Origin of the sequence: Streptomyces sp. NPDC056361, assembly GCF_042262805.1 — a bacterium.
Classification (GTDB): Bacteria; Actinomycetota; Actinomycetes; order Streptomycetales; family Streptomycetaceae; genus Streptomyces.
Map to the genome: position 1 here is coordinate 1 of NZ_JBHJQI010000073.1, position 19,652 is coordinate 19,652.

Here is a 19,652-nt window from a genome sequence, read left to right on the forward strand (position 1 = left end):
ACGGCGGCAGCTCGCTCGCCGTGCCCAAGGCCGCCAAGAACAAGGAACTCGCCTACGCCTTCACCGAGTTCGCCACCACCGGCGCCGGCGCCACCTCCCGCGTCGCTCAGGGCGCCTTCCCCGCCACCCGCGCCGACCTCGAATCCAAGGCCTTCCTGGAGACCGAGTTCCCCTACTTCGGCGGCCAGAAGGCCAACCAGATCTTCGCCGAATCCGCCCGCAACGTCGGACCCGACTGGACCTACCTCCCCTACCAGGTCTACGCCAACTCCATCTTCAACGACACCGTCGGCAAGGCCTACGTCACCTCCACCAAGCTCGACGCCGGCCTCAAGGCCTGGCAGGAAGCCAGCGTGAAGTACGGCAACGACCAGGGCTTCACCGTCAACAAGTAGTCCCACCCGCACGCTCAACCGGGCGGAGCCGCAGCCGCGACCCCGCCCCCGTCACTCCGCGAAGGGGTTGCCACACCCTCTATGTTTGCGTAAACATAGAGGGGCAGGCACCCCTCCCGGCCCGCACCACCCTTCACGTACAGGAGCGAACACCGCATGCCCGATCTCCAGATGGACGAGGCCGGCTTCCTGCTCGACGGTCAGCCCTTCCGCTTCCTGTCCGGCGGGCTGCACTACTTCCGGGTCCACCCCGACCAGTGGCAGGACCGGCTCCGCAAGGCCCGGCTCATGGGCCTCAACACCGTCGAGACCTACGTCCCGTGGAACCTCCACCAGCCGCGCCCGGACCACTTCGTCATGGACGGCGGCCTCGACCTCCCCCGCTTCCTCGACCTCGCCGCCGCCGAAGGGCTCCACGTCCTCCTGCGCCCCGGCCCGTACATCTGCGCCGAATGGGAAGGCGGCGGCATCCCGTCCTGGCTGCTCGCCGAGCCCGACATACGGCTGCGCTCGCGCGACCCGCGCTTCCTCGCGGCCGTCGACGACTACTTCACCCGGCTGCTGACGCCGCTGCGGCCGTACCTCGCCTCGCGGGGCGGCCCCGTCCTCGCCGTGCAGGTCGAGAACGAGTACGGCGCGTACGGCGACGACACGGCGTACCTGGAACACATCGCCGACTCGCTGCGCGCCTGCGGCGTCGACGTCCCGCTGTTCACCTGCGACCAGCCGGTCGACCTGGAGCGCGGCGCCCTGCCCGGCGTCCTCGCCACCGCCAACTTCGGCAGCCGTGCGGCCCACCACCTGACCGCGCTGCGCGCGCAGCGCCCCGAGGGGCCGCTGATGGCGACGGAGTTCTGGATCGGCTGGTTCGACCGCTGGGGCGCCCACCACGTCGTCCGCGACCCCGACCACGCCGCCCGCGAACTCGACGAACTCCTCGCCACCGGCGCCTCCGTGAACTTCTACATGTTCCACGGCGGCACCAACTTCGGCTTCACCAACGGCGCCAACGACAAGCACACCTACCGCCCCACCGTCACCTCCTACGACTACGACGCCCCCCTCGACGAAGCCGGCGACCCCACCGCGAAGTTCACCGCCTTCCGCGACATCATCGCCAAGTACGCCCCCGTGCCGAGCGAGCCCGTCCCCGCCCCGGCACCGAAACTGTCCGTCCCCGCGGTCGAGTTGACGGACAGCGCCGAACTCCTGCCGAGCGCGGACGTACTGACCGCACGCGTCGACTCCCGCCGCCCCCTCACCATGGAGGAGCTGGAGCAGGACTTCGGCTTCGTCCTCTACGAGACCGTCCTGCCGCTGCAAGGACCCACGCTCCTGGAGGTCGAGCACGTCCGCGACCGCGCCCAGGTCTTCGTCGACGGACAGCCCGTCGGAGTCCTGGAGCGCGAGAACCACGAGCACGCCCTCGCCCTCACGGCCCCCCGCGCCGGTGCCGCGCTCTCGATCCTGGTCGAGAACCAGGGCCGGGTGAACTACGGCCAGGGCATCCACGACCGCAAGGGCCTCCTCGGCAAGGTCCTCCTCGACGGCGTCGAGCCGACGGCCTGGACGAACTGTCCCCTCCCGCTCACCACTCTGGAGGACATCCCCTTCACGGCCACCGCCACGACTCCCGTCGGCCCCACCTTCCACCGCGGTACCTTCGAGGTCGCCGGTCCGGCCGACACCTTCCTCCACCTCGACGGCTGGACCAAGGGCAACGCTTGGGTCAACGGCTTCCCGCTCGGCCGCTTCTGGTCCCGCGGTCCCCAGCGGTCCCTCTACGTCCCCGCCCCCGTCCTGCGCGCCGGCACGAACGAGATCGTCGTCCTCGAACTCCACGCCGGCCCCCGTACCCGCACCGTCGACTTCCGCGACGTGCCCGACCTCGGCCCCACCGAGGAGTAGGAAACACCCGGCACCGCCGGCCCCGCCACGGGTCCATAGGGTGGTCCCATGTCTGCCACCTTGCGCTCCACGAAAGCCACCGCCGCACTCCGCACAGCGGCTCGCGTGTCCGCCGAGTCGCTGCTGGTCCTGCTGATGGCCGGGGTGACCCTATGGATCCTGGGACGCATGTGGTCGGTGGTCTGGCCCCTCGTCGTCGGCCTGTTCCTCACGACCCTGACCTGGCCTCTGACACGCTTCCTGCGGCGGCACGGCTGGCCTCCGGCCCTGGCCGCAGGAGCCGTCACGGTCTCTTTCCTCCTGCTCGTCGCCGGCGTCATCGCGCTCATCGCGGTGCCGGTCGCGTCTCAGTCCGGGGAGCTCTCCAAGGGGGTCATCGAGGGGATCGGGCGGTTGCGCGCATGGGCTGCCGGACCACCGCTGAACATCGGTGACGACCAGATCTCCGGCGCCCTCGACACGGCCATGGCCCGCCTCCAGGACAGCATCGGCAGCATGGTCACCGCGGTCGCGACCGGCGTGGGCACGGTGTTCAACGGCGTCGTCACCGCCTTCCTGGCCCTCTTCCTGATGTTCTTCTTCCTCAAGGACGGCCCCCGCTTCCTGCCGTGGCTCACCCGCCAGCTCCCCGGACGCCTCGCCGTCGACATCCCCATCGTGGCGGAGCGCAGCTGGAACACCCTGGGCGCCTTCGTCCGCAGCCAGGCCTTCGTCGGCCTCCTCGACGCCGTCTTCATCGGCCTGGGCCTGTGGTTCCTCGACGTCCCGCTCGTCCTCCCCCTCGCGGTGCTGACCTTCGTCTCCGCCTTCGTCCCCATCATCGGCGCCCTCTTCGCCGGCCTGGTCGCCGTCCTCATCGCCCTCGTCTCGAACGGCGTCACGGACGCCCTGATCGTCCTCGCCATCATCATCGTCGTCCAACAGCTGGAGGGAAACGTCTTCCAACCCATGATCCAAAGCCGCGGCCTCGGCCTCCACGCCGCCGTCGTCCTCCTGGCCGTCACCCTCGGCGGCAGCCTCGCCGGCATCGTGGGCAGCCTCCTCGCCGTCCCCTCGGCCGCCATCCTCGCCGTCTTCTGGAACTACCTCCGCGACCAACTCACCGACAACACCCCCACCCCCGACGAGACCCCCGTCCCAGCTCCAACCCCCGCCCCCACCACGTCATGACCGAGGCCGAACCGCCGGCGCGCTGAGCGGGGGGGCACAAGATCCCGCCGAGACCACTCCCGCCGGCCCTGGTCATCGTCGATGATGCCCGCATGACCAACCGCATCAGCGCTCTGATCTCGGCCCTCGGTGTTCTTGCCAGCACGTTCCTCCTCGTACACGCCGTCCGTGAGTACCGCTCCGGCGCGTCGGCCCTGTGGCTCGCGGCCGGCGCCGTGATCTTCCTCAGCGCCTTGTATTCGCTCGTGCGAGACGTGCGGCGGCGCCGCACGGGGCCGACGGCCTGACGAACAGCGCCGGTTCCGACCGCATCGGCCTAGTTCTGCGGCGTGGGCCCGAAGGCCGGGGGCCTCTCGTTGTCCCCGGCGGGGCCTGCGTCGCCGGTCTTCCACGCCGGGTCGTAGGCGCAGGGCACGCCGGCGCCGCCGGTGAAGTAGTTCCGGTCCGGGTACCAGGTGAAGGACATCCGCTCGGCGCCGTCGTCGCGCTGGACGAACAGCTCCCAGTCCCGACCCTGTTCGCCTTCGCGGTAGGACGAGATCTTCCAGTCGTTGTCCTCGAAGTACCGAACGAGTCGGCGGAGGCCGGGGATCGCCTGGGTGGCCGGGACGCGGTCCAGTGCCCAGCGGTGGTTCATCGCGTAGGCGCCGTCGATGGTCTTGTCCTCCAGCCCGAGCAGACCACCGTCGTAGCAGAAGCTGGAGCCGAGCGTGTTCTCGGTGCTGACGCCGATGTCCTCGACGCCGGGTTCGATGGTGCGGGTGAACCCCAGGACGTCGTAGGCCTCATGAGAGCGCTGGAGAGCGCGGTTCGCCATCTCCTCGGGCGCGACGCGGGGGAAGTCCGTGGACCCCCAGGAACCCCACGCGAGGGCGACGACCAGAGCGAGCACGCCGAGCAGCGCGGCGCCTCCGCATCCCAGGACCGCCCGGAGGCAGGAGGAGACCCCGGGCTCGGTGGCGTCGAGGGCGGGGAGGCTTGGCATGGTCTCGTCGGGCATACGAGGACCCTAGGCGAGCCGGATGGCGCGGCGGATGGGCGCGGTTGCCGAGGTCGGAGTGAGTACGCGTACTCATATGGCTGCCAGCCGCCACGTTCGCCCGGACGAACCGCGACGTGTGACCCGAGGCCCGCACCCCGAGACCCGCGCCCCGAGGCCCAGGGTTCCCGTGACGGACGAAGCCCGGCGCACCCCTCGTCGAGGCGAGCGCCGGGCCGATGCGGAAGATCCGCCGGATCCGTCAAAGCGTCAGTTCGGCGCCTGGGCGGTCTTGTTCGTCGTGGTGCCGTCCTCGTCCTGGGGCTCCGCCGCCGGGGGCATCTCCGGAGCGGGCGGGGTACGGACCAGCAGGGCGACCAGTACGGTCAGTGCGCCGAGGACGGCGCCGATGCCGAAGCCCCAGCGGATGCCGGTGGAGAGGGCGCTGGTGGCGTCGGCGCCTTCGGTCAGGGCCGTGGCGGCGTGTCCGGACATGACGCTGATGACGAGGGCGGTGCCCGCGGCGGCGGCGACCTGCTGGAGGGAGCCGAGGATGGCGGATCCGTGGGGGTAGAGGTGCGGGGGCAGGACGGAGAGTCCGGAGGTGAAGACGGGGGTGAAGACGAAGGCCATGCCCGCGCTCAGGGCCACGTGCAGGGCGAGCACCACCCACGGCGAGGTCTCTTCGCCCGTGAAGGCGAACAGTGCGAGGCAGAGAGCCGTGAGGACGGCTCCGGGCACGACCAGACGCGGCGCGCCGAATCGGTCGTAGAGCTTGCCGACCTGGGGTCCGAGCAGACCCATGGTGAGGCCGCCGGGGATGAGGAGGAGCCCGGTCTGCAGCGAGGTCAGGCCGCGCACCTCCTGCAGGTAGATCGGCAGCAGGATGAACGCGCCCATGAGGCCCATGAAGGACAGGCACATCAGGCCCAGCGCCACGGAGAAGTGGCGGAAGGTCAGGGCGCGCAGGTCGAGCAGCGGCGTGGACGAGCGCTGCAGGGCCAGCTGCCGCCATACGAACAGGGCGACCAGCAGCGCGCCGGTCGCGGTCATGACCGACGGGGACACGGGGCCCTGGGCCGCGTTCCCGGCGCCGAGGCCGCTCAGGCCGTAGACGAGGGCACCGAAGCCCGCCGCCGCGAGGGGGACGGACACCCAGTCGATCGGTCCGGCCTGCGGCTCGCCGATGTTCACCAGCTCACGCCGTCCGAAGAGGGCCATGGCGCCGGCGATGGGCAGCACGGCGAGGAACAGCAGGCGCCAGGTCCCCAGCTGCAGCAGCACGCCGGAGGCCGCGGGGCCGAGGGCGGGCGCGACGGAGATGACGAGCGTGATGTTGCCCATGACCCGGCCACGGTCGTGCGGGGGCACGAGGGTCATCAGTGTCGTCATGAGCAGCGGCATCATGACGGCGGTGCCGCTGGCCTGGATGACGCGGGCGGCGAGCAGCACGGGGAACGCGGGCGCGGCCGCGGCCAGGGCCGTACCGGCGAGGAACAGCGCCATCGCCAGGCCGAAGGCGGTGCGCGTGGTCACGCGCTGGAGGAACCATCCCGTCACCGGGATGACCACGGCCATGGTGAGCATGAAGGAAGTGGACAGCCATCCCGCGGCGGCGGCCGTGACCTCGAACTCGCGCATGAGCCGCGGGATCGCGTTGACCATGATCGTCTCGTTGAGCAGGACGACGAACGTGGACAGCACGAGGATCCGCAGCACGGCGGTGACTCGCGCGGGCGCGAGCGTGGGGGTTGAGTCTGGTGCGAGCATGGCGCCTTCCGTCATGTGAGTGTCCTCCGCACGTGGCGGGTCACCCTGACAGACCTCGGACCCGGGAAGAACTCATCGATGTCCTCCCATCCTGTCGGTGTCACCGCCGAGGCTCAAACCATTTTGCCGAACGGATGGACGAAGCATCGCCGATGAGCCAACTAGCGTCCTGATCACGCCAGTCCGACCGCGACACCCCCCACGCCCACCCCTATCCCCCATCCCCGACGCGCACGTCTTGCCCGTGAACTCATCACGGGCAAGACGACGGGCATTCAACGGGTCAGGCCAGGGTCAGCACGTGACCCAGTAGCCCGGCGAGGTCTCCTTGATGGTGCTGGTGGTGAAGGTGTTCCACAGACCGAGGTTCTGGTCCGAGCCGTTGGCGTAGGCGTAACCGCCGGTCTGGTGGGCGCGGCCGGCCTGCGTGTGGGCGTAGTTGCTGGCCGTCACGCATGTCGGGGCGCCGGTGGTGGTGGCGGTGACGGGGGCGGTCCTGACGCCGACGGCACCGGAGGCGTCGACGGCCGCGACCGTGTAGCCGTACGTGGTGCCCGCGGTCAGACCGCTGTCCGTGAAGGTGACTGCCGTGACAGGAGTGGCGTTGACCTTGGCGCCGTCACGGTAGACGTCGTACGAAGCCGCACCCGAGACGGCGCTCCAGGCCAGCGAGGCACTTCCGGCGGTCGTACCGGTCACCGCGAGACCGGTCGGGGCCGGCAGGGTCGGGGCGCTGGTGGTGGCCGCACCGAGGGCCTTGGCCATGTTCATCACGGCCGTCATCTGCGGGCCGCTCTTCTGCGCGTAGTCGGCTGACTTGTATCCCCACCAGTCCCAGCAGCCACGCGGGTTGCCGGTCATGGTGGTGGCCTGCGGGTAGAGGACGATCATGTCGTTCGTATCGGCGTACTCGTTGAGGTAGCCCTTGTCCATGAGGGCGTTTCCGACGAGGCCGTAGTACTGGTAGCAGCCGTGGAGGGTGACCATCAGCTTGCACGAGGCACCGCTCTGGCAGGACTGCGGGACGTAGGCGAAGCCCTCGTTGCCCATGCTGATCGCGCTGGGGCTGCCGCCGGGGGCGTAGCTGCTCTGGTCGAACTTGACCAGCTTGCCCGTCAGGGCGGAGGTGCTCGCCGGGGCGACGCTGCCGAGCAGGTGGGTCAGCATGTCCTTCACCGGGTCGCCGCCGCAGTTGTTGATGTACGGCGAGTCGGTGGAGGAACAGGAGTTGGGGCCGAGCGGACTGATCCAGGCGTGGCCCGAGGACGACGTGTTGTTGTAGACCACGTCCGCGCCGAAGTCACGGTAGTAGGTGGCGAGGTCGTCGTTCACCGGAGCCTTGACCGTGGTGTCGTTGGTCCCGTGGAACAGCCACACCTTGTCGCCCGTCAGGTTGGCGACCGGGTCGAGCTTGCCTGCCGCCGCCCGGTCCCGGGTCAGCTGCTCCAGCTGCGCGGGCGTCTTGCGTGCCATGAAGGTGTCCATACACCCGTACAAGGCCGTGTTGAGGTTGTTCTGGGCACAGTCGTACGGGCCCGCCGAGAAGATGCCCGCGCCCTTGAAGACGTCGGAGTACGCGACGTGCATCTGATTGGCCATGAACCCGCCGGACGAGAGCCCGCTCACGTAGGTCGCGCTGATGTCGTACCGCTGCAGCGAGCCCGGGGTCGGTGCCGGCACGGCGGCGGTCGCGCCACCCACCGCCGTCGCGGCGATTCCGAAAGCCGCCAGAGCGGCCACGAGGAGCTTCCTGATCTTCATTCGCATCTCCAGATGGGGGTGAGATGCCGCCATCCTGAGGAGAACAGGCGATCCCCGCCCACATGTCGTCCCACCACTTCCGGCAGTCGAAGTGTGGCGTGCATTGACATAGGGACGAAAACTTCAAGCCTGCAGTCTTTGGCGAGGACACGCCCCTCCGATGACCTCGCTGATCTCCCCACGGCTCCGCTGGCCTGCGCTCTCCGAGCCGTACTCCTCGAACTCGGAGTGCGCGACGCCGACGCTCCCAGACCTGTTTTCAGACAGCGTCCCAGCACGGGCGTGACTGCTCCGTGGCTATGCGATTCCGCTCGTACGCGGCTCCGCTTGTACGCGATTCCGCTCGTACACGGCTCCGCGCGCCGTGCGTACCGTCTGTGCGTGCGATCGGTTTGTACGGCCGCTTCCTACCGCCGGTTCGTGCAGCCGGTTCGTGCGCGCGGTTCGTGCGGCCGACTCGTGCGGTCGGCCCCTTCGGCCTACCGGGCGCGGCGGCCGGTGCTGCCTCGGCTGGAGCGGCTTCGCGGGGGTCGCTGGCTGCGGCGGACGGCGGCCGCGTCGTCAGGGCCGGCTGTCTGCTCGGAGGAGAAGGTGACCTGCACGGGGGCCGGTGGCGGCGTCCTGGGCGCGGGAGCCGTGCGACCGGCCGGACCCGCGGCACCGGACAGCACGGTGGTGTGGGTGATGTGGGGAGCGCAGCTCTGGCAGATTTCGGCGAGGGTCCACACGTCGCCCGCGGCGCGGTTGTGGATGAGGAGCAGCAGGGTTCGGCCCATGCATGTCGCCCTGGCCGTGTGGTACCGGCACTCGACCGCGGCACAGGCGCAGGTCGACTGGGCTCGCGGGACGACGAGGCGCGCGTGGGCCTGGACGTGCTGGTGGGCGAAGTGGCGCAACGCGTTGATGTCCCTGGACCGGGGCGGCATACGACATGCCTCGGTACTGCAGGACACCGTCGCGGAGCGGTCGGGGTGCCCGGTGAGGCGGACGGTCCACGTTCTGCCCGTCGGGCGCTGTCCGGGTGGGATGCTCACTTCGCGTTTCCATTCGATCGGCTGGTTCGGTGCTTCATGCTTCCATCTCTACCCACCCGTGCGCCGCACCGCTGCCCCGCGAGGCGCACTTTGTGGCCGGATGCCGACCTTGTCCTGGGAGGCCGGACCCGGTGGGGCCGACGTCCCGGGCTGCCGCCACGGGACCATGGGGACCGCCACCCGTGGCACAGGGCAGAGTAACTCCATGACCGGGTGGTGGGCGCACGGCCTCCGGGCCCGGCCACCAGGTGGAGACCGTCGCCGACCAGCGGCGGATCCACGCCTGGGCCACTGAGCAGAGGGCACGGTCGATCCGGCGGTGCTGCTCGGCATTCTTGTCATCGCGGCGGATCGCCGCCTGTCCGGTGGGAGCCGTCATGACCGAACGCGACCTGATGCTGAACGAACTGGCCCAAGGGCTGCGCCCGATGTCGCAGGGCCTCGAATGGTTCGATCGACTGGGACCGGAGGCGCAGTCGGAGACGCTGGTGTTCCTGCGCCACCACTGCATCCAGGCGCGTGCCGTCACCGAGGACGGCCCGGAGGGCGTCCGTCGTGCGGGGCTGCGCCCGACGCATACGCCTGCGGTGCTCATCACCCGTGGCCGGATCGACGAGCAGCTGGGGAAGATCGCCGGGCTCACCCCTCCCGACGAACGCCGCAAGGCGTTCCGGCTGCTCGTCGCGGTACTCGCCGTCGCCGACGCCCGACGCCGTGATCGCCACTGCTCCGGCGGGTGCACGCACTGGTGGCACCAGCTCCCCGCCTCTGACTGAATCACCTCGCCCGCAACGAGAAGGCCGAGCGGAGCAAGCCTCGGGCGCGGGTGTACCGGGCGAGGCGTATCAGACCTCCTCGCCGACGGCACGCTGCCGGCGTCAGCCGTCCACCTGCTCCCTGAAGTGGATCAGGTTGCGTCGGACGATCTCGACGTGGGGATGGTCCTCCCCCAGGGCTCCCCTCATCACTTCGAGGAGTTCGGCGAAGGCCGCCGCGGCTCCCTCGGGGTCCCCCGCCTCGCCTCGCCAGTGGGCGTGGCTGCCCCAGGCGGACAGGACGGCGGGATCGGCCGCGTCGACGAGTCGGCGGCGTGCTTCCAGGAGGGTCTTGTAGGCGTCGGCGAGGGCGGCGGGTGCGAGATGGGGCGGGGGCTGCCTGCCTGCTGCAGGCAGTGGGCGAGGTTGTCGAGGGCTACGGTCTCCGCGTGGCGGTCGCCCAGCTCGCGGAACAGGCGGGCCGCGCCCACGTAGAGGTCGACGGCCTGCTCGAAGAGCCGAAGGCCGGCGGCGTCGGCGCCGAGGTTGTTCTGCACCATGCCCTCGCCGTAGCGGTCGCCGACGGCCCGGTGCATGTTCAGTGCGCGGATGTGGACGTCGACGGCTTCCTCGAACCTGCCCGCCCCGCGCAGGCAGTTTCCGAGGTTGTCCAGTGCCCTGCCTTGCCGGTGGTGCTGGCCCACCTCGCCGAAGATGACGACCGCGTTGGCGTGCGCGGAGATGGCCTCTTCGAAGTTCCCCCTGTCCATGAGGACCGTGCCCAGGTTGTTCAGCGCGGTGGCTTCACTCAGTCGGTCGTTGCCGAATTCTCGGATGAGGGCCAAGGCGAACCGGTGGTACGTCTCGGCCTCGCCGGGTCTTCCCGCCTGCCGGTGAGCGGTACCGAGGTTGCTCAGCACGACGGTCCGCGTCTCGTGGTCACCGAGCTCGAACAGGATGTCGTGGGCGCGCTTGTAGGAGCCGATCGCCTCCTCGAAGCGTCTCACCTGGCGCTGGCAGACGCCGAGCTGGGTCAGCGCGAGCGCCTCGTCGCGCCGATGGCCGGTCTCGTGGTGGATGACCAGCGCTTCGGCGAGTACGTCGAGCGCCTCGTCGAAGCGCCTCACCTGCTGCAGGCCCCTGCCCAAGTTGGTCAGGGCGAGCGCTTCGCTACGCCGTGCGCCCTGCTCGCGCGTGATGGCCAACGCCATGGTGCTCAGTGCGATCAGGTCGTCGAAGTACCTGCGGCCGTCCAGGTAGCTGCCGAGCCGGAGCGCCAGATTGGCCGCGACGACGGGGTGGCCCGCGGCTGCGGCCGCGGTGGCGCACGCGATCAGACTCCGGTGCTCGGCGTCCAGCCACTCGACGGCGTGCAGGCGGTCACGGAAGCGTGATGCGCCGTGGTCGGCATCGGAATCGGGAGGGGACACCGCGGCAGCGGTGGTGGTGTCGTAGTACTCGAACAGTCGACTCCGAGCGGCCTCCTGCTGATCGACGGTGCCGCGCGGCCGGCCGTGCTCGTCGGACTCGGCGTAGAGACGCACCAGGTCGTGCATCCTCCATCGGCCCCACTGCTCCTTCACGGGGTCGATGAGGTGCGCTTCGGCCAGATGCTGGAGCCGCTCCTCGGCCGTGTCGGGGTCGGTCCCGGCCAGATGCGCGGCGGCCTCGGTGGACACGTCAGGACCTGGGTTGATCGGCAGGAGGTGGAACAGCTCGGCGTGCTCGGCGTCGAGGAGGTCGTACGAGAGGTCGAAAGCCGCACGGACCGCACGGTCGGGCCGGCTCAGCCTCCGCAGACGCGTGTGCTCGTCGGCCAGTGCGGCGGCCAGCGAGGCGGCGGGCCTCGCCGGAGCGACGGCCAGCAGAGCGGCCGCGATCTGCAGGGCCAGCGGCAGCCCCGCACACAGCCGGGCGATCGTACGCGCGCTGTCGTGGTCGTCGGCGAAACGGGTGTCGCCATCGCCGCGCGCATGGCGCAACGCGGTGTCGAGGAGCGCGAGCGAAGCACCTTCGTCGAGCGTGTCGAGGTCCTCGAGCCGGGCATTGAGGCCGTCGAGCGTGTGCCGGGAGGTGACCAGTGCCGCGGTCTGCCCGTCGTTCGGCAGCAGCGGCCGCACCTGCACGCTGCTGGAAGCGTTGTCGATGACGACGAGGATCCTGCGCCCTTCCTCGGCATAGGCGGCGAGAACACTCCGATACAACCGCTGGCGATCCGACAGCCCCTGCGGAATGTCCTCACCGGGCACCGCGAGATCACGCAGCAGGCCCTCCAGCGCACGCTCCGCCGACACCCTCCGCTCATCGCCCTCCTCCCCGGCATAGCCGAACAGATCGACGAACAGCGCTCCCCCCGGAAACCAACCCGGCCTCGCAAGGGCCCTCGCAGCGGTCTGCACGGCAAGCTCGGTCTTCCCCACGCCGGCCATCCCCGCCACCGACGTCACCAGCACCGGCCGCTGCCCACCGGACACACCCGCACCCTCGGCGCTCCCACCCGCCCCCACACCGGAACCCACGCCCTCACCGGCTGCTGGAGCCAGATGCTCCAGCAGCCGGTCCACGATCTCGTCCCGTCCCGTGAACGTGGGCGAAGGCGCCGGCAGACCGTACAGAACGGGGGTGACCTGCGGCGGAAGTTGGACCGTGATGTCCCTGCCCTGAATGACCGCATGCAAGAAGAGCCCACCGGAGATGGTGTTGCTGACCTGCCCGTCCCGCCCCCCTCCGGCACCTCCGGAGCGCGCTTCGCTCACCCCACCGAGCTCTCAGCGGCCCCGGTCGCCCCACGGCCCTCCGCAGGCACCGCGCCGCCCGGCTGCACACCGGTCACAGGCACCACACTCTGCACAGGAGCAGCCGTGAACGTCACCCCGGAGAAATCCCGGCCCTGCAACACGGGCCCGGTCTGGGTGCCGCCACTGACGGTGTTGTTCACGGTCCCCCCGTCGGAAACGACGACCTGCCGCGCCCGCTCCCGCCAGGCGTCCAGCCCGTCACGGAAATCCGTGTCCCGGTCGGCACGGACCGCCAGGGCCGTACTCAACGCGTGCGCCCGCCCCTCGTCGTCCGGAGCCTGCACCAATGCTTCCAACTCCGCTTCACCGGAACCGACTTCCCGAGCCGCAGCACCGTCTCCACCACCGCCACGCCCGAAAGGACGACGTACCAGAGCACCCAGCCCCGTCCACGTCTGCCGCCCCAGTTCCCCACCGGCCCCACCAGCCAGCGCCATGAGCAGGCCCACCGACACCGGGTCCACAGCCGCCCCCAACCTGGTGGCCCCACCGCCACCTTCACTTCGTCCGACGAGCAAACGACAGGAACAGTTCCCCGGCACGGACACGGCCAACAGGGGACGCCGAACCTCCGGCACGACGACTTCGTCGCATTCCAAGGCGACTCGGATCCTCTACCCAGTCCGGTCGAGGCCGGCTCCTTCCTCGTGCGATTCCTGCGGGATCAACAGGGCTGTGTCGTCTGGCACCTCTACCTCCGGCCTTCGGGGGAGGTTTCCGTAGTGCACTCGTACCTCGGCGGGACGGGGACATGGCCCGCCCGCACCGTTCGTGCGGCACCACATCAACATGTCGGGCCGGTACGCCTGCTTACTGCCAGACCTGCCGGGCCTGCCGGACCTGCCCGGCGGCCTGCGGCCGCTGTGTGATGCGGGCGCGGTCGACGGCGAGAAGGTCAGTGGCTGCGGGGCGCGTACATGATCACGGACATCCCCGCGAGGCACACGAGGGCACCGATGACGTCGTAGCGATCGGGGCGGTAGCCGTCGGCGACGATGCCCCAGGCGATCGATCCGGCGACGAAGATCCCGCCGTACGCGGCGAGGATGCGCCCGAAGTCGGCGTCGGACTGGAGGGTGGCCACCACCCCGTAGAGGCCGAGGGCGATGACGCCGGCGCCGATCCAGATCCATCCCTTGTGCTCGCGGATGCCCTGCCACACCAGCCAGGCGCCGCCGATCTCGAAGAGGGCGGCGACGACGAACAGGGCGAGGGAACGAGCGACGGTCATAGAGGCTGACCCTACCGGCGGCCCGCACCGCCGATCTTCAGCGGGTCGGCCGGTGTCCGGCAGCCGCACCCGCTCTGACCTGTGCTCTTCTGTGCGCAGGAGCAGGAGTGGGAGTGGGAGTGGGAGTGGCCGCGCCGGCCGTACCACCAGGTTCCGGCGGCGGCCACGGCCAGAACCACGGCGGGGGGCAGCCAGCCCACCACCACCCCGACAACGACAACGACAACGACGGTCCCGGAGGTGATCAGGACGGGCAGCGCGCAGGGCGCCACACACGCCAGCGCTGCCATGCTCCCCTCCCGAGCACCTCCGGGGCGCGCCCCGGACGGCGGTCAGCCGCAGGGCCCGGCGTGGCGGTGCTCCTCGGCGAGGTCGGTGAAGGGGATCGGGCAGCACGTGGTGGAGGCGCAGACGGTCAGGTCGTCGCAGCCGGCCTCCCAGGCGGCGGCCAGGGCGGTGCGGATGGCGGTCAGGTCGGTGATCTTCGCGTCGACCTCGGCAAGCTTTGCTGCCGCGCGGTCCTGAAGCCCGGCGACGGGGCGGCCGTGCCGGTGGCGGCCGGTCTCCAGGAGCTCGGCGACATCCTCCAGCGTGAAACCGAGCCGCTGGGCGGCCTTGATCACCCGTAGTACGGTCACCGCTTCCTCGCCGTAGAGGCGGTGGCCGCCGTTGGTGCGTGCCGGGGCGGCCAGCAGGCCGCGCCGCTCGTAGTAGCGCAGGGTCTGGACGTTCACCCCGGCCGCCTCGGCGACCTGTCCACTGCGCAGGCCCGTGCTCACCGTCGGCCTCCGTCGGAGTCGGGGACGGCTCGTGCCGCGAGGGCGTCCAGGACCGCCTCGTGTGCCGGGTCCACCGAGATGTCCAGATGGAGCAGATCCCCGCCGACGGTGAGGGTGAAGGTGAAGAACGAGCAACAGCCGCTCTCGCGCTCCACCAGGTCGCGGACCTGCTCCTCGGCGCCCTCTCCGCCTGCCAGGTCGAGGCGCAGGTGAAGCGGCTGCGGCCGGGATCCTGAGGTCAGCCGCTCGGAAAGCAGCGCGTCCCACTCGGCAACCCGCAGGGGTTGCTTCTCGGTGGGCAGGATGCAGGACTGCGGCACCCACGCAAGATCACTCATCGGGCTCACTCCCGTCGACGCGTCCGCTGGTGGGGACACCTCCGACGGTAAACCTGTACCCAGGTACCGATCACAAGCCCGGGTACCGATTGCAGGCCCAGGTTGCAAGGCTCTGTCGAACCCGATCCGGCTGCTGCTGCCCTGCTGCCTCCGCCGCCGCTGATCGCCTCCCACGAGGGCGGCGAGGCGTGCGTGTACGACCTCTCAGCCCCTTCGACGTCTCCCAGCCGATGGTCTCCCACCACCTGAAGGTGCTGCGGGAGGCCGGACTAAGACGTGTCCGGCCGATCATGTTCGGAGCCAGATCACACCGGTCCGGCCCCGGGCAGGACCGGCAACGGCGACTTCAGTACCGGTCGGTCCGGCCCCGGTCTGCGCCGGGTCACCAGCACGACCGCGGGTCTTGTACGTGCTCTGGCGAGTGCCGGTCCTCTCCCCTGCCCATGCCGGTCCGGACCAGGAAGCCGGGGTCCACGTCCCCCGGCGGGGCAGCGATGTGCACCCGCTGGGTGCCGGGGATGCCCACCTCGACCAGGACCCCGCCGCGGAACATCCACAGACCGAACACGTCGTCGTCCTCGTCGTGCAGCATGACCTGCACGCAGGCGGGCTCCTTCCACGGCAGGGACTCCAGATCCTCGATCACGCCGCGGCGCCCGTTCCACCGCGCGAACTCGATGTGCCAGCCCCCTACGAACCAGGGGATCTGCACGAAGCAGCCATGCCAGGTGCGGGCCTCGTCCGGCCGCGTCAGCGGCTCCATCACCTCATCCTCGTATCGCGCCAACACGATGACCTGCGCCATTCTGCTCATGCCCACATGCCACACCGTGCCGGGTACCGAGGGCAATCGATTTGGAACCGGAGCCTTCGAGGCTCCTTCCGTACGCGGAGTCCGCCGTCTACGACTTGTCCGGGATCGTGTGCCGGATGCCCCGGCGCCGCAGGTACTCGCGGCAGGGGCCGTTGCTGTAGGCCTTGTCGGCCGCGACGCTGTCCGGCGTCTTGCGTGGCCTGCCCGGGCCGGACTTCGGGACGCGGATCTTCTCCAGCACCGGCTTGAACTGGGTGCAGTCCGCCCACTGGTCTGGGGTGACGATCAAAGAGAGCAGGTGGCAGCGGGCGTCCGCGCTCAGGTGAAGCTTGGTGGTGAACCCGCCTCGCGAGCAGCCCAGGCCTTCATCTCCCGCAGCACCTCCACCAAAGGCACCCGCGTGAGCACTCCCGCGTCGCTGGTGCGCCGGACGACGGTCGAGGCGCTGGGCACGGCCGCGGTGGTCGCGTTGGCCGCGGTGGTCGCGGTGGTCGTCGGGTCCGGAATCCAGGCCACCGAACTGACCCAGGACGTCGGGACGCAGTCGCTGACCGACTCCCTGGCCACCGTCTTCGGCCTCGGCGTGCTGATCGCCTTGCGCGGCCCCGTGTCGGGGGCGCACTTCAACCCGGCGGTCACCCTGGCCGCCTGGTTCACCGGCCGCCGCACCGGCGAGGCGCCCACCCTGCGCGATGTCGCCGCAGGTCTCGGCCTGGTCTCCGTCTGCTTCGGCCGCCCGGCGGCCGCGGGCGAGAACAAGGTTCCCGTCCCCGACGGCAGGCAGCACCCTGCAGCTGCCACCCACTCCACGGAAGAAACCGCCCCGGCCCGATGAACGCCTCCGCCCTTCCCTCCGTGCTGTTCGTCTGCGTGCACAACGCCGACCGCTCGCAGATGGCCGCCGCATTCCTCACCCACCTCGGCGCAGACCGGATCCAGGTTCGCTCCGCCGGCTCCGCCCCCGCAAGCACGGCAAGCCCGGCCGCGGTGGAAGCCATGCGCAAGGCCGGCATCGACATCTCGGCCGAGACTCCGACGGTCCTCACCACGGAGGCCGTACGGGCATCGGACGTGGTGATCACCATGGGCTGCGGCGACGCCTGCCCCTACATCCCCGGCAAGCGGTACCTGGACTGGCAGCTGGACTGGCAGCCGGAAGGCCCGGCCGGACAGGGCGTCGCGGCCGTCCGCCCGATCCGCGACGAGATCGAGCGGCGCATCCGCGGCCTGCTCACCGAACTCGACATCGAGCCCGCAGCGTAAAGACCGCCGAGGCGGGCGGGGCGCATCGCGCCCCGCCCCCTCCCTTCCTTCAGGCCGAGCAGGACAGCGGCGTCGACGCCTCGGCGCCCGCACGTAGTCTCCGGCCGCTCACCCCGCGGCCGAGCCGTCGCGCGGCCGGTCACGCGGCCGGTCACGGTGAGCGCGCCAAGCCGCGAGCGCTTCGGTGCGGCTGCCGGTCGGATGCTGAGCATTCCAGTCGCGGAGGAAGCGGTTGAGTTCGAACTGGGAGCCGATCTCCTGCGGCTGGGCGGCGGCCTGGCGCGTCTCGTGCCAATGGGCGACGGCGTCACCCAGCGTGCGTCCGGCGCCTTCGGCCACGAACGTCCTCATGTAGGCGTCGAAGTGGAAGGCGGGGCCGATCTCGCGGCGGAAGTACTCGCGGAGCACCTGGCTGCATCGCTGGCCCTGGGGGATCACGGTGGAGCCGTTCACGGGCGCGGCGAGCCGGCGCCCGGCGGGGCGCGCCCGGGGCGGTGGCGGCGGTGGGACATCGCCGTTCAAGGCGGCCCGCAGCCGCTCGGTGAGCGCGGCCTTGCCGCCGGCGCGCGGCACCCCCAGCTCCCGGGCAAGCACGGTCAGCTCGGCCAGCGTCCAGTACCAGCGGGCCAGCTCGTCCCCGCTCAACGCCGGACTCAGCTCCGGCCGCTGCTCACCACCCGCACCCACGCCCACGTCCCCACCGACACCCACACCGACACCCACACCCGAACTCATGTCCCCACCATAGGAGAGGCTGCTTCCTCCATTCGGAGCCGGATCATCGGCGGCGAGCGGGTGCATCGCTCATGCGAGTACGTTGCTCATGCGGGGACGTCGCTTATGCAGGTACGGCACTTATGCGGGTACGTCGCTCATGCTGCTTGCGCTGCCCTTCGGCGGCGCCAGGACAGGGCCGGCGCCGTGACGGCCAGGGCGAAAAGGACGGCAGCCAGGATGAGGTGGGAGACCGTCTGGCCCTGGGCCAGCGTGTAGAGCCCGCAGGCCGTGCCGCCGGCGACGATGCCGAGTGCGGGGGGCCATCGGTCGGCGGTCAGGCCGGTGCCGACGACGAACAGCGTGGGCATGGCGGCGAGGAACAGCACCCAGCCCTGCACCCCGTAGCCGTCGGCGGCGACGCAGCCGCCCCTGGGCCCACGCTTGCAGCCGCCTTCGACGAACCCGAGAACGCCCCAGGTCGCGGCCGCCAGGACGACGAGCCCCAGCGGAATCCACCATCGTCGCGACCAGTTCTTCTCGTCGAGCGACCACCTGTCCCTCGAACGCCAGCCGTCCATGCGCCCACCCCCGTGTCGATGACCGCCAAGATCATAGGGCGCGGCCGTCGCCCGAGCGTTGCGCGGGTGCGGGCGCGGGCGCGGGTGCCCGCATCCGCTCAGAACATGGTGTTGTCGTTCTTGGACGTGGGCGGGATGACCTGGAGGACGTCCCAGTGCTCGACGATCCTGCCGTCTGCGTCGAAACGGAAGATGTCGATGCCCGCGTACTCCTCGTCGGGCCAGACCTGGAGGCAGTGCAGTACGACGTGGTCGGCCTCGGCGAAGGCGCGCTTGAATTCGACGCGCTTGCCCGGGTACTCGGCGGCCATGCGCTCGAAGTAGTCGATGAACGCCTGCTTGCCGTCGCCGACATGCGGATTGTGCTGGATGTACGTGTCGCCGGCGTATCGGTCGATGGCCTCGGCGGGGCGGCATTCGTTGAACATCAGGTCGTAGAACGCCTTGGCCGTGGCCTTGTTCTTCTCCGGGTCGCTCATGGTGTCACCGTAGGTCGAACGGCACCCGATCGCCTTCCGCGACACAGTCAGGGGTCGTCCCGGTCAGCGGTCATCCTGCGCGGGGGAACTCGTACCGCAGCGCCGAAGCACCGGAGCGAGGGCCGCAGGAGCCGAACAAACAGGCCCGCTCTCGGGTGCGAGGGCGGGCCGTTGCCGCGGGCCGTACACGGAAGGCACGTACACGCGGGGCTTCCGAACGAAGAAGCGGTCGAGCTGTCAAACGGTCAAACGGTTACTGCTGCCTGGCGTGGTCGCAGGTCAGTGGGCGCCGAGGTAGGTGAGCTCCGCGCCCTCTTCCCAGCCGCTGTCCGAGCAGGAACCGGTGAAGATGGTGCCGTACACGGAGGGCACGCCGCTCACCGAACAGTGCGACGTGAAGCCGGCGCCACCCTCGGAGAAGCCCCCGATTCCGACGCCGTCGTGGGCGAGCGCGGCACCGGCGCCACCCAGCAGGATGCCAACGGCCAGGACAGACGCGGCCAGAGAACGCATAGCTACTCCTCGATATCTCCGAATGACGTGCCAGGAAGTGCTCGTCGCGCGGTCAAACGCCGCACGGTGGCACGAGATACGGCGTCTCACTCCAATGCCGGACAGCCGATCGCGGGGGTCCGGCGAGCGCAGAAACGATGCTCTCCAGTGCCCCGTTGGGAATCGTCCTCACCTCGATGACCTGGTGTTTGTCACTCTCTTGCCGCTGCCCACCCATGACCGTTCCGTACGTGACCCACCCCCGGCAGTCGGCAGTCGGCAGTCGGCAGTCGGCAGTCGGCAGTCGGCAGTCGGCAGTCGGCAGTCGGCAGTCGGCGCACGCGTGGCCGGGCCGGCATCACATCACGCGGCCGGCCCGGCCACTTTCGGA

Annotated in this window: 22 protein-coding genes and 2 pseudogenes; 8 read left to right on the forward strand and 16 right to left on the reverse strand. The window is 70.3% G+C overall.

Annotation, left to right across the window (positions count from 1 at the left end; all coding sequences use genetic code 11):
• The 4 genes and pseudogenes from ACFCY7_RS23310 to ACFCY7_RS23325 all read left to right on the forward strand — a co-directional run.
• A pseudogene (locus ACFCY7_RS23310) lies at positions 1 to 395 on the forward strand (sugar ABC transporter substrate-binding protein); the annotation flags it as partial.
• A gap of 156 nt (positions 396 to 551) precedes the next feature.
• Positions 552 to 2,303, forward strand: coding sequence for a beta-galactosidase family protein (locus ACFCY7_RS23315; protein WP_376487956.1), 1,752 nt, complete (start codon positions 552 to 554; stop codon positions 2,301 to 2,303).
• A 48-nt stretch (positions 2,304 to 2,351) separates the two neighbouring features.
• Positions 2,352 to 3,473: an AI-2E family transporter gene (locus ACFCY7_RS23320; protein WP_376487957.1), complete on the forward strand. Its 1,122-nt coding sequence runs from the start codon at positions 2,352 to 2,354 to the stop codon at positions 3,471 to 3,473.
• 92 nt (positions 3,474 to 3,565) lie between these two features.
• Entirely contained in the window at positions 3,566 to 3,760 is a 195-nt protein-coding gene (locus ACFCY7_RS23325; protein ID WP_376487958.1) for a hypothetical protein, read from the forward strand.
• A 29-nt stretch (positions 3,761 to 3,789) separates the two neighbouring features.
• On the opposite strand, the gene ACFCY7_RS23330 is transcribed toward ACFCY7_RS23325, so the two are convergent.
• The 4 genes from ACFCY7_RS23330 to ACFCY7_RS23345 form a co-directional block, all read right to left on the reverse strand.
• Positions 3,790 to 4,473 carry a hypothetical protein gene (locus ACFCY7_RS23330; RefSeq protein WP_376487960.1) on the reverse strand — a complete coding sequence of 228 codons (684 nt, stop codon included), beginning with the start codon at positions 4,471 to 4,473 and terminating at the stop codon, positions 3,790 to 3,792.
• A 249-nt stretch (positions 4,474 to 4,722) separates the two neighbouring features.
• Positions 4,723 to 6,222 (reverse strand): DHA2 family efflux MFS transporter permease subunit, encoded by a 1,500-nt coding sequence (locus ACFCY7_RS23335; protein ID WP_376487962.1) that lies wholly within the window; start codon positions 6,220 to 6,222, stop codon positions 4,723 to 4,725.
• Positions 6,223 to 6,516: 294 nt separating this feature from the next.
• A complete protein-coding gene (locus ACFCY7_RS23340) occupies positions 6,517 to 7,983 on the reverse strand; it encodes a fibronectin type III domain-containing protein (protein WP_376487964.1) in 1,467 nt (488 codons plus the stop codon).
• 479 nt (positions 7,984 to 8,462) lie between these two features.
• Positions 8,463 to 9,017, reverse strand: a complete 555-nt coding sequence (locus tag ACFCY7_RS23345) for a hypothetical protein (RefSeq protein ID WP_376487966.1) — start codon at positions 9,015 to 9,017, stop codon at positions 8,463 to 8,465.
• A 377-nt stretch (positions 9,018 to 9,394) separates the two neighbouring features.
• On the opposite strand from ACFCY7_RS23345, the gene ACFCY7_RS23350 reads away from it, so the two are divergent.
• Positions 9,395 to 9,793, forward strand: a complete 399-nt coding sequence (locus ACFCY7_RS23350; protein ID WP_376487968.1) for a DUF5958 family protein — start codon at positions 9,395 to 9,397, stop codon at positions 9,791 to 9,793.
• Between the two features lie 188 nt (positions 9,794 to 9,981).
• On the opposite strand, the gene ACFCY7_RS23355 is transcribed toward ACFCY7_RS23350, so the two are convergent.
• The 6 genes from ACFCY7_RS23355 to ACFCY7_RS23380 form a co-directional block, all read right to left on the reverse strand.
• Positions 9,982 to 12,528, reverse strand: a complete 2,547-nt coding sequence (locus ACFCY7_RS23355) for a tetratricopeptide repeat protein (RefSeq protein WP_376487970.1) — start codon at positions 12,526 to 12,528, stop codon at positions 9,982 to 9,984.
• Positions 12,525 to 13,034 carry a hypothetical protein gene (locus ACFCY7_RS23360; protein ID WP_376487972.1) on the reverse strand — a complete coding sequence of 170 codons (510 nt, stop codon included), beginning with the start codon at positions 13,032 to 13,034 and terminating at the stop codon, positions 12,525 to 12,527. The genes ACFCY7_RS23355 and ACFCY7_RS23360 overlap by 4 nt, the downstream gene beginning before the upstream one ends.
• 431 nt (positions 13,035 to 13,465) lie before the next feature.
• Positions 13,466 to 13,801, reverse strand: coding sequence for a YnfA family protein (locus ACFCY7_RS23365; RefSeq protein ID WP_376487974.1), 336 nt, complete (start codon positions 13,799 to 13,801; stop codon positions 13,466 to 13,468).
• 11 nt (positions 13,802 to 13,812) lie between these two features.
• Positions 13,813 to 14,091: a hypothetical protein gene (locus ACFCY7_RS23370; protein WP_376487976.1), complete on the reverse strand. Its 279-nt coding sequence runs from the start codon at positions 14,089 to 14,091 to the stop codon at positions 13,813 to 13,815.
• 42 nt (positions 14,092 to 14,133) lie between these two features.
• Positions 14,134 to 14,580, reverse strand: coding sequence for a MerR family transcriptional regulator (locus ACFCY7_RS23375; RefSeq protein WP_376487978.1), 447 nt, complete (start codon positions 14,578 to 14,580; stop codon positions 14,134 to 14,136).
• On the reverse strand, positions 14,577 to 14,918 hold the full coding sequence (locus ACFCY7_RS23380; RefSeq protein ID WP_376487980.1) for a hypothetical protein: 342 nt from the start codon (positions 14,916 to 14,918) through the stop codon (positions 14,577 to 14,579). The genes ACFCY7_RS23375 and ACFCY7_RS23380 overlap by 4 nt, the downstream gene beginning before the upstream one ends.
• A 112-nt stretch (positions 14,919 to 15,030) precedes the next feature.
• On the opposite strand from ACFCY7_RS23380, the pseudogene ACFCY7_RS23385 reads away from it, so the two are divergent.
• Positions 15,031 to 15,190: pseudogene (locus ACFCY7_RS23385) on the forward strand (ArsR family transcriptional regulator); the annotation flags it as partial.
• Positions 15,191 to 15,300: 110 nt separating this feature from the next.
• On the opposite strand, the gene ACFCY7_RS23390 reads toward ACFCY7_RS23385, so the two are convergent.
• Entirely contained in the window at positions 15,301 to 15,732 is a 432-nt protein-coding gene (locus ACFCY7_RS23390; protein WP_376487982.1) for a hypothetical protein, read from the reverse strand.
• 88 nt (positions 15,733 to 15,820) lie between these two features.
• Complete coding sequence (locus ACFCY7_RS23395) at positions 15,821 to 16,243, reverse strand: transposase (protein ID WP_376488006.1); 423 nt, start codon at positions 16,241 to 16,243, stop codon at positions 15,821 to 15,823.
• On the opposite strand from ACFCY7_RS23395, the gene ACFCY7_RS23400 reads away from it, so the two are divergent.
• A complete protein-coding gene (locus tag ACFCY7_RS23400; protein ID WP_376488007.1) occupies positions 16,133 to 16,567 on the forward strand; it encodes an aquaporin in 435 nt (144 codons plus the stop codon). The two genes, ACFCY7_RS23395 and ACFCY7_RS23400, sit on opposite strands and share 111 nt — an antisense overlap.
• Positions 16,564 to 16,995 (forward strand): phosphotyrosine protein phosphatase, encoded by a 432-nt coding sequence (locus ACFCY7_RS23405; protein WP_376487983.1) that lies wholly within the window; start codon positions 16,564 to 16,566, stop codon positions 16,993 to 16,995. Before ACFCY7_RS23400 ends, ACFCY7_RS23405 begins: the two co-directional genes overlap by 4 nt.
• 108 nt (positions 16,996 to 17,103) lie before the next feature.
• Here ACFCY7_RS23405 and ACFCY7_RS23410 read toward each other — a convergent pair whose 3' ends face one another.
• The 4 genes from ACFCY7_RS23410 to ACFCY7_RS23425 all read right to left on the reverse strand — a co-directional run bounded on the left by ACFCY7_RS23410 (position 17,104) and on the right by ACFCY7_RS23425 (position 19,282).
• Complete coding sequence (locus tag ACFCY7_RS23410; protein WP_376487984.1) at positions 17,104 to 17,730, reverse strand: DUF6434 domain-containing protein; 627 nt, start codon at positions 17,728 to 17,730, stop codon at positions 17,104 to 17,106.
• 137 nt (positions 17,731 to 17,867) lie between these two features.
• On the reverse strand, positions 17,868 to 18,290 hold the full coding sequence (locus tag ACFCY7_RS23415) for a hypothetical protein (RefSeq protein ID WP_376487985.1): 423 nt from the start codon (positions 18,288 to 18,290) through the stop codon (positions 17,868 to 17,870).
• Between the two features lie 98 nt (positions 18,291 to 18,388).
• Complete coding sequence (locus ACFCY7_RS23420) at positions 18,389 to 18,769, reverse strand: nuclear transport factor 2 family protein (protein ID WP_376487986.1); 381 nt, start codon at positions 18,767 to 18,769, stop codon at positions 18,389 to 18,391.
• Between the two features lie 279 nt (positions 18,770 to 19,048).
• Positions 19,049 to 19,282, reverse strand: coding sequence for a hypothetical protein (locus ACFCY7_RS23425; protein ID WP_376487987.1), 234 nt, complete (start codon positions 19,280 to 19,282; stop codon positions 19,049 to 19,051).
• Between the last annotated feature and the right edge of the window lie 370 nt (positions 19,283 to 19,652).

Coding starts and splice junctions, on each gene's coding strand:
- ACFCY7_RS23320 (WP_376487957.1), top strand. CDS start 2,352: ATGTCTGCCACCTTGCGCTCCACGAAAGCCACCGCCGCACTCCGCACA.
- ACFCY7_RS23425 (WP_376487987.1), bottom strand. CDS start 19,282: ATGCGTTCTCTGGCCGCGTCTGTCCTGGCCGTTGGCATCCTGCTGGGT.
- ACFCY7_RS23350 (WP_376487968.1), top strand. CDS start 9,395: ATGACCGAACGCGACCTGATGCTGAACGAACTGGCCCAAGGGCTGCGC.
- ACFCY7_RS23330 (WP_376487960.1), bottom strand. CDS start 4,473: ATGCCCGACGAGACCATGCCAAGCCTCCCCGCCCTCGACGCCACCGAG.
- ACFCY7_RS23380 (WP_376487980.1), bottom strand. CDS start 14,918: ATGAGTGATCTTGCGTGGGTGCCGCAGTCCTGCATCCTGCCCACCGAG.
- ACFCY7_RS23410 (WP_376487984.1), bottom strand. CDS start 17,730: ATGAGTTCGGGTGTGGGTGTCGGTGTGGGTGTCGGTGGGGACGTGGGC.
- ACFCY7_RS23315 (WP_376487956.1), top strand. CDS start 552: ATGCCCGATCTCCAGATGGACGAGGCCGGCTTCCTGCTCGACGGTCAG.
- ACFCY7_RS23340 (WP_376487964.1), bottom strand. CDS start 7,983: ATGAAGATCAGGAAGCTCCTCGTGGCCGCTCTGGCGGCTTTCGGAATC.
- ACFCY7_RS23420 (WP_376487986.1), bottom strand. CDS start 18,769: ATGAGCGACCCGGAGAAGAACAAGGCCACGGCCAAGGCGTTCTACGAC.
- ACFCY7_RS23365 (WP_376487974.1), bottom strand. CDS start 13,801: ATGACCGTCGCTCGTTCCCTCGCCCTGTTCGTCGTCGCCGCCCTCTTC.
- ACFCY7_RS23405 (WP_376487983.1), top strand. CDS start 16,564: ATGAACGCCTCCGCCCTTCCCTCCGTGCTGTTCGTCTGCGTGCACAAC.
- ACFCY7_RS23415 (WP_376487985.1), bottom strand. CDS start 18,290: ATGGACGGCTGGCGTTCGAGGGACAGGTGGTCGCTCGACGAGAAGAAC.
- ACFCY7_RS23370 (WP_376487976.1), bottom strand. CDS start 14,091: ATGGCAGCGCTGGCGTGTGTGGCGCCCTGCGCGCTGCCCGTCCTGATC.
- ACFCY7_RS23325 (WP_376487958.1), top strand. CDS start 3,566: ATGACCAACCGCATCAGCGCTCTGATCTCGGCCCTCGGTGTTCTTGCC.
- ACFCY7_RS23390 (WP_376487982.1), bottom strand. CDS start 15,732: ATGAGCAGAATGGCGCAGGTCATCGTGTTGGCGCGATACGAGGATGAG.
- ACFCY7_RS23335 (WP_376487962.1), bottom strand. CDS start 6,222: ATGCTCGCACCAGACTCAACCCCCACGCTCGCGCCCGCGCGAGTCACC.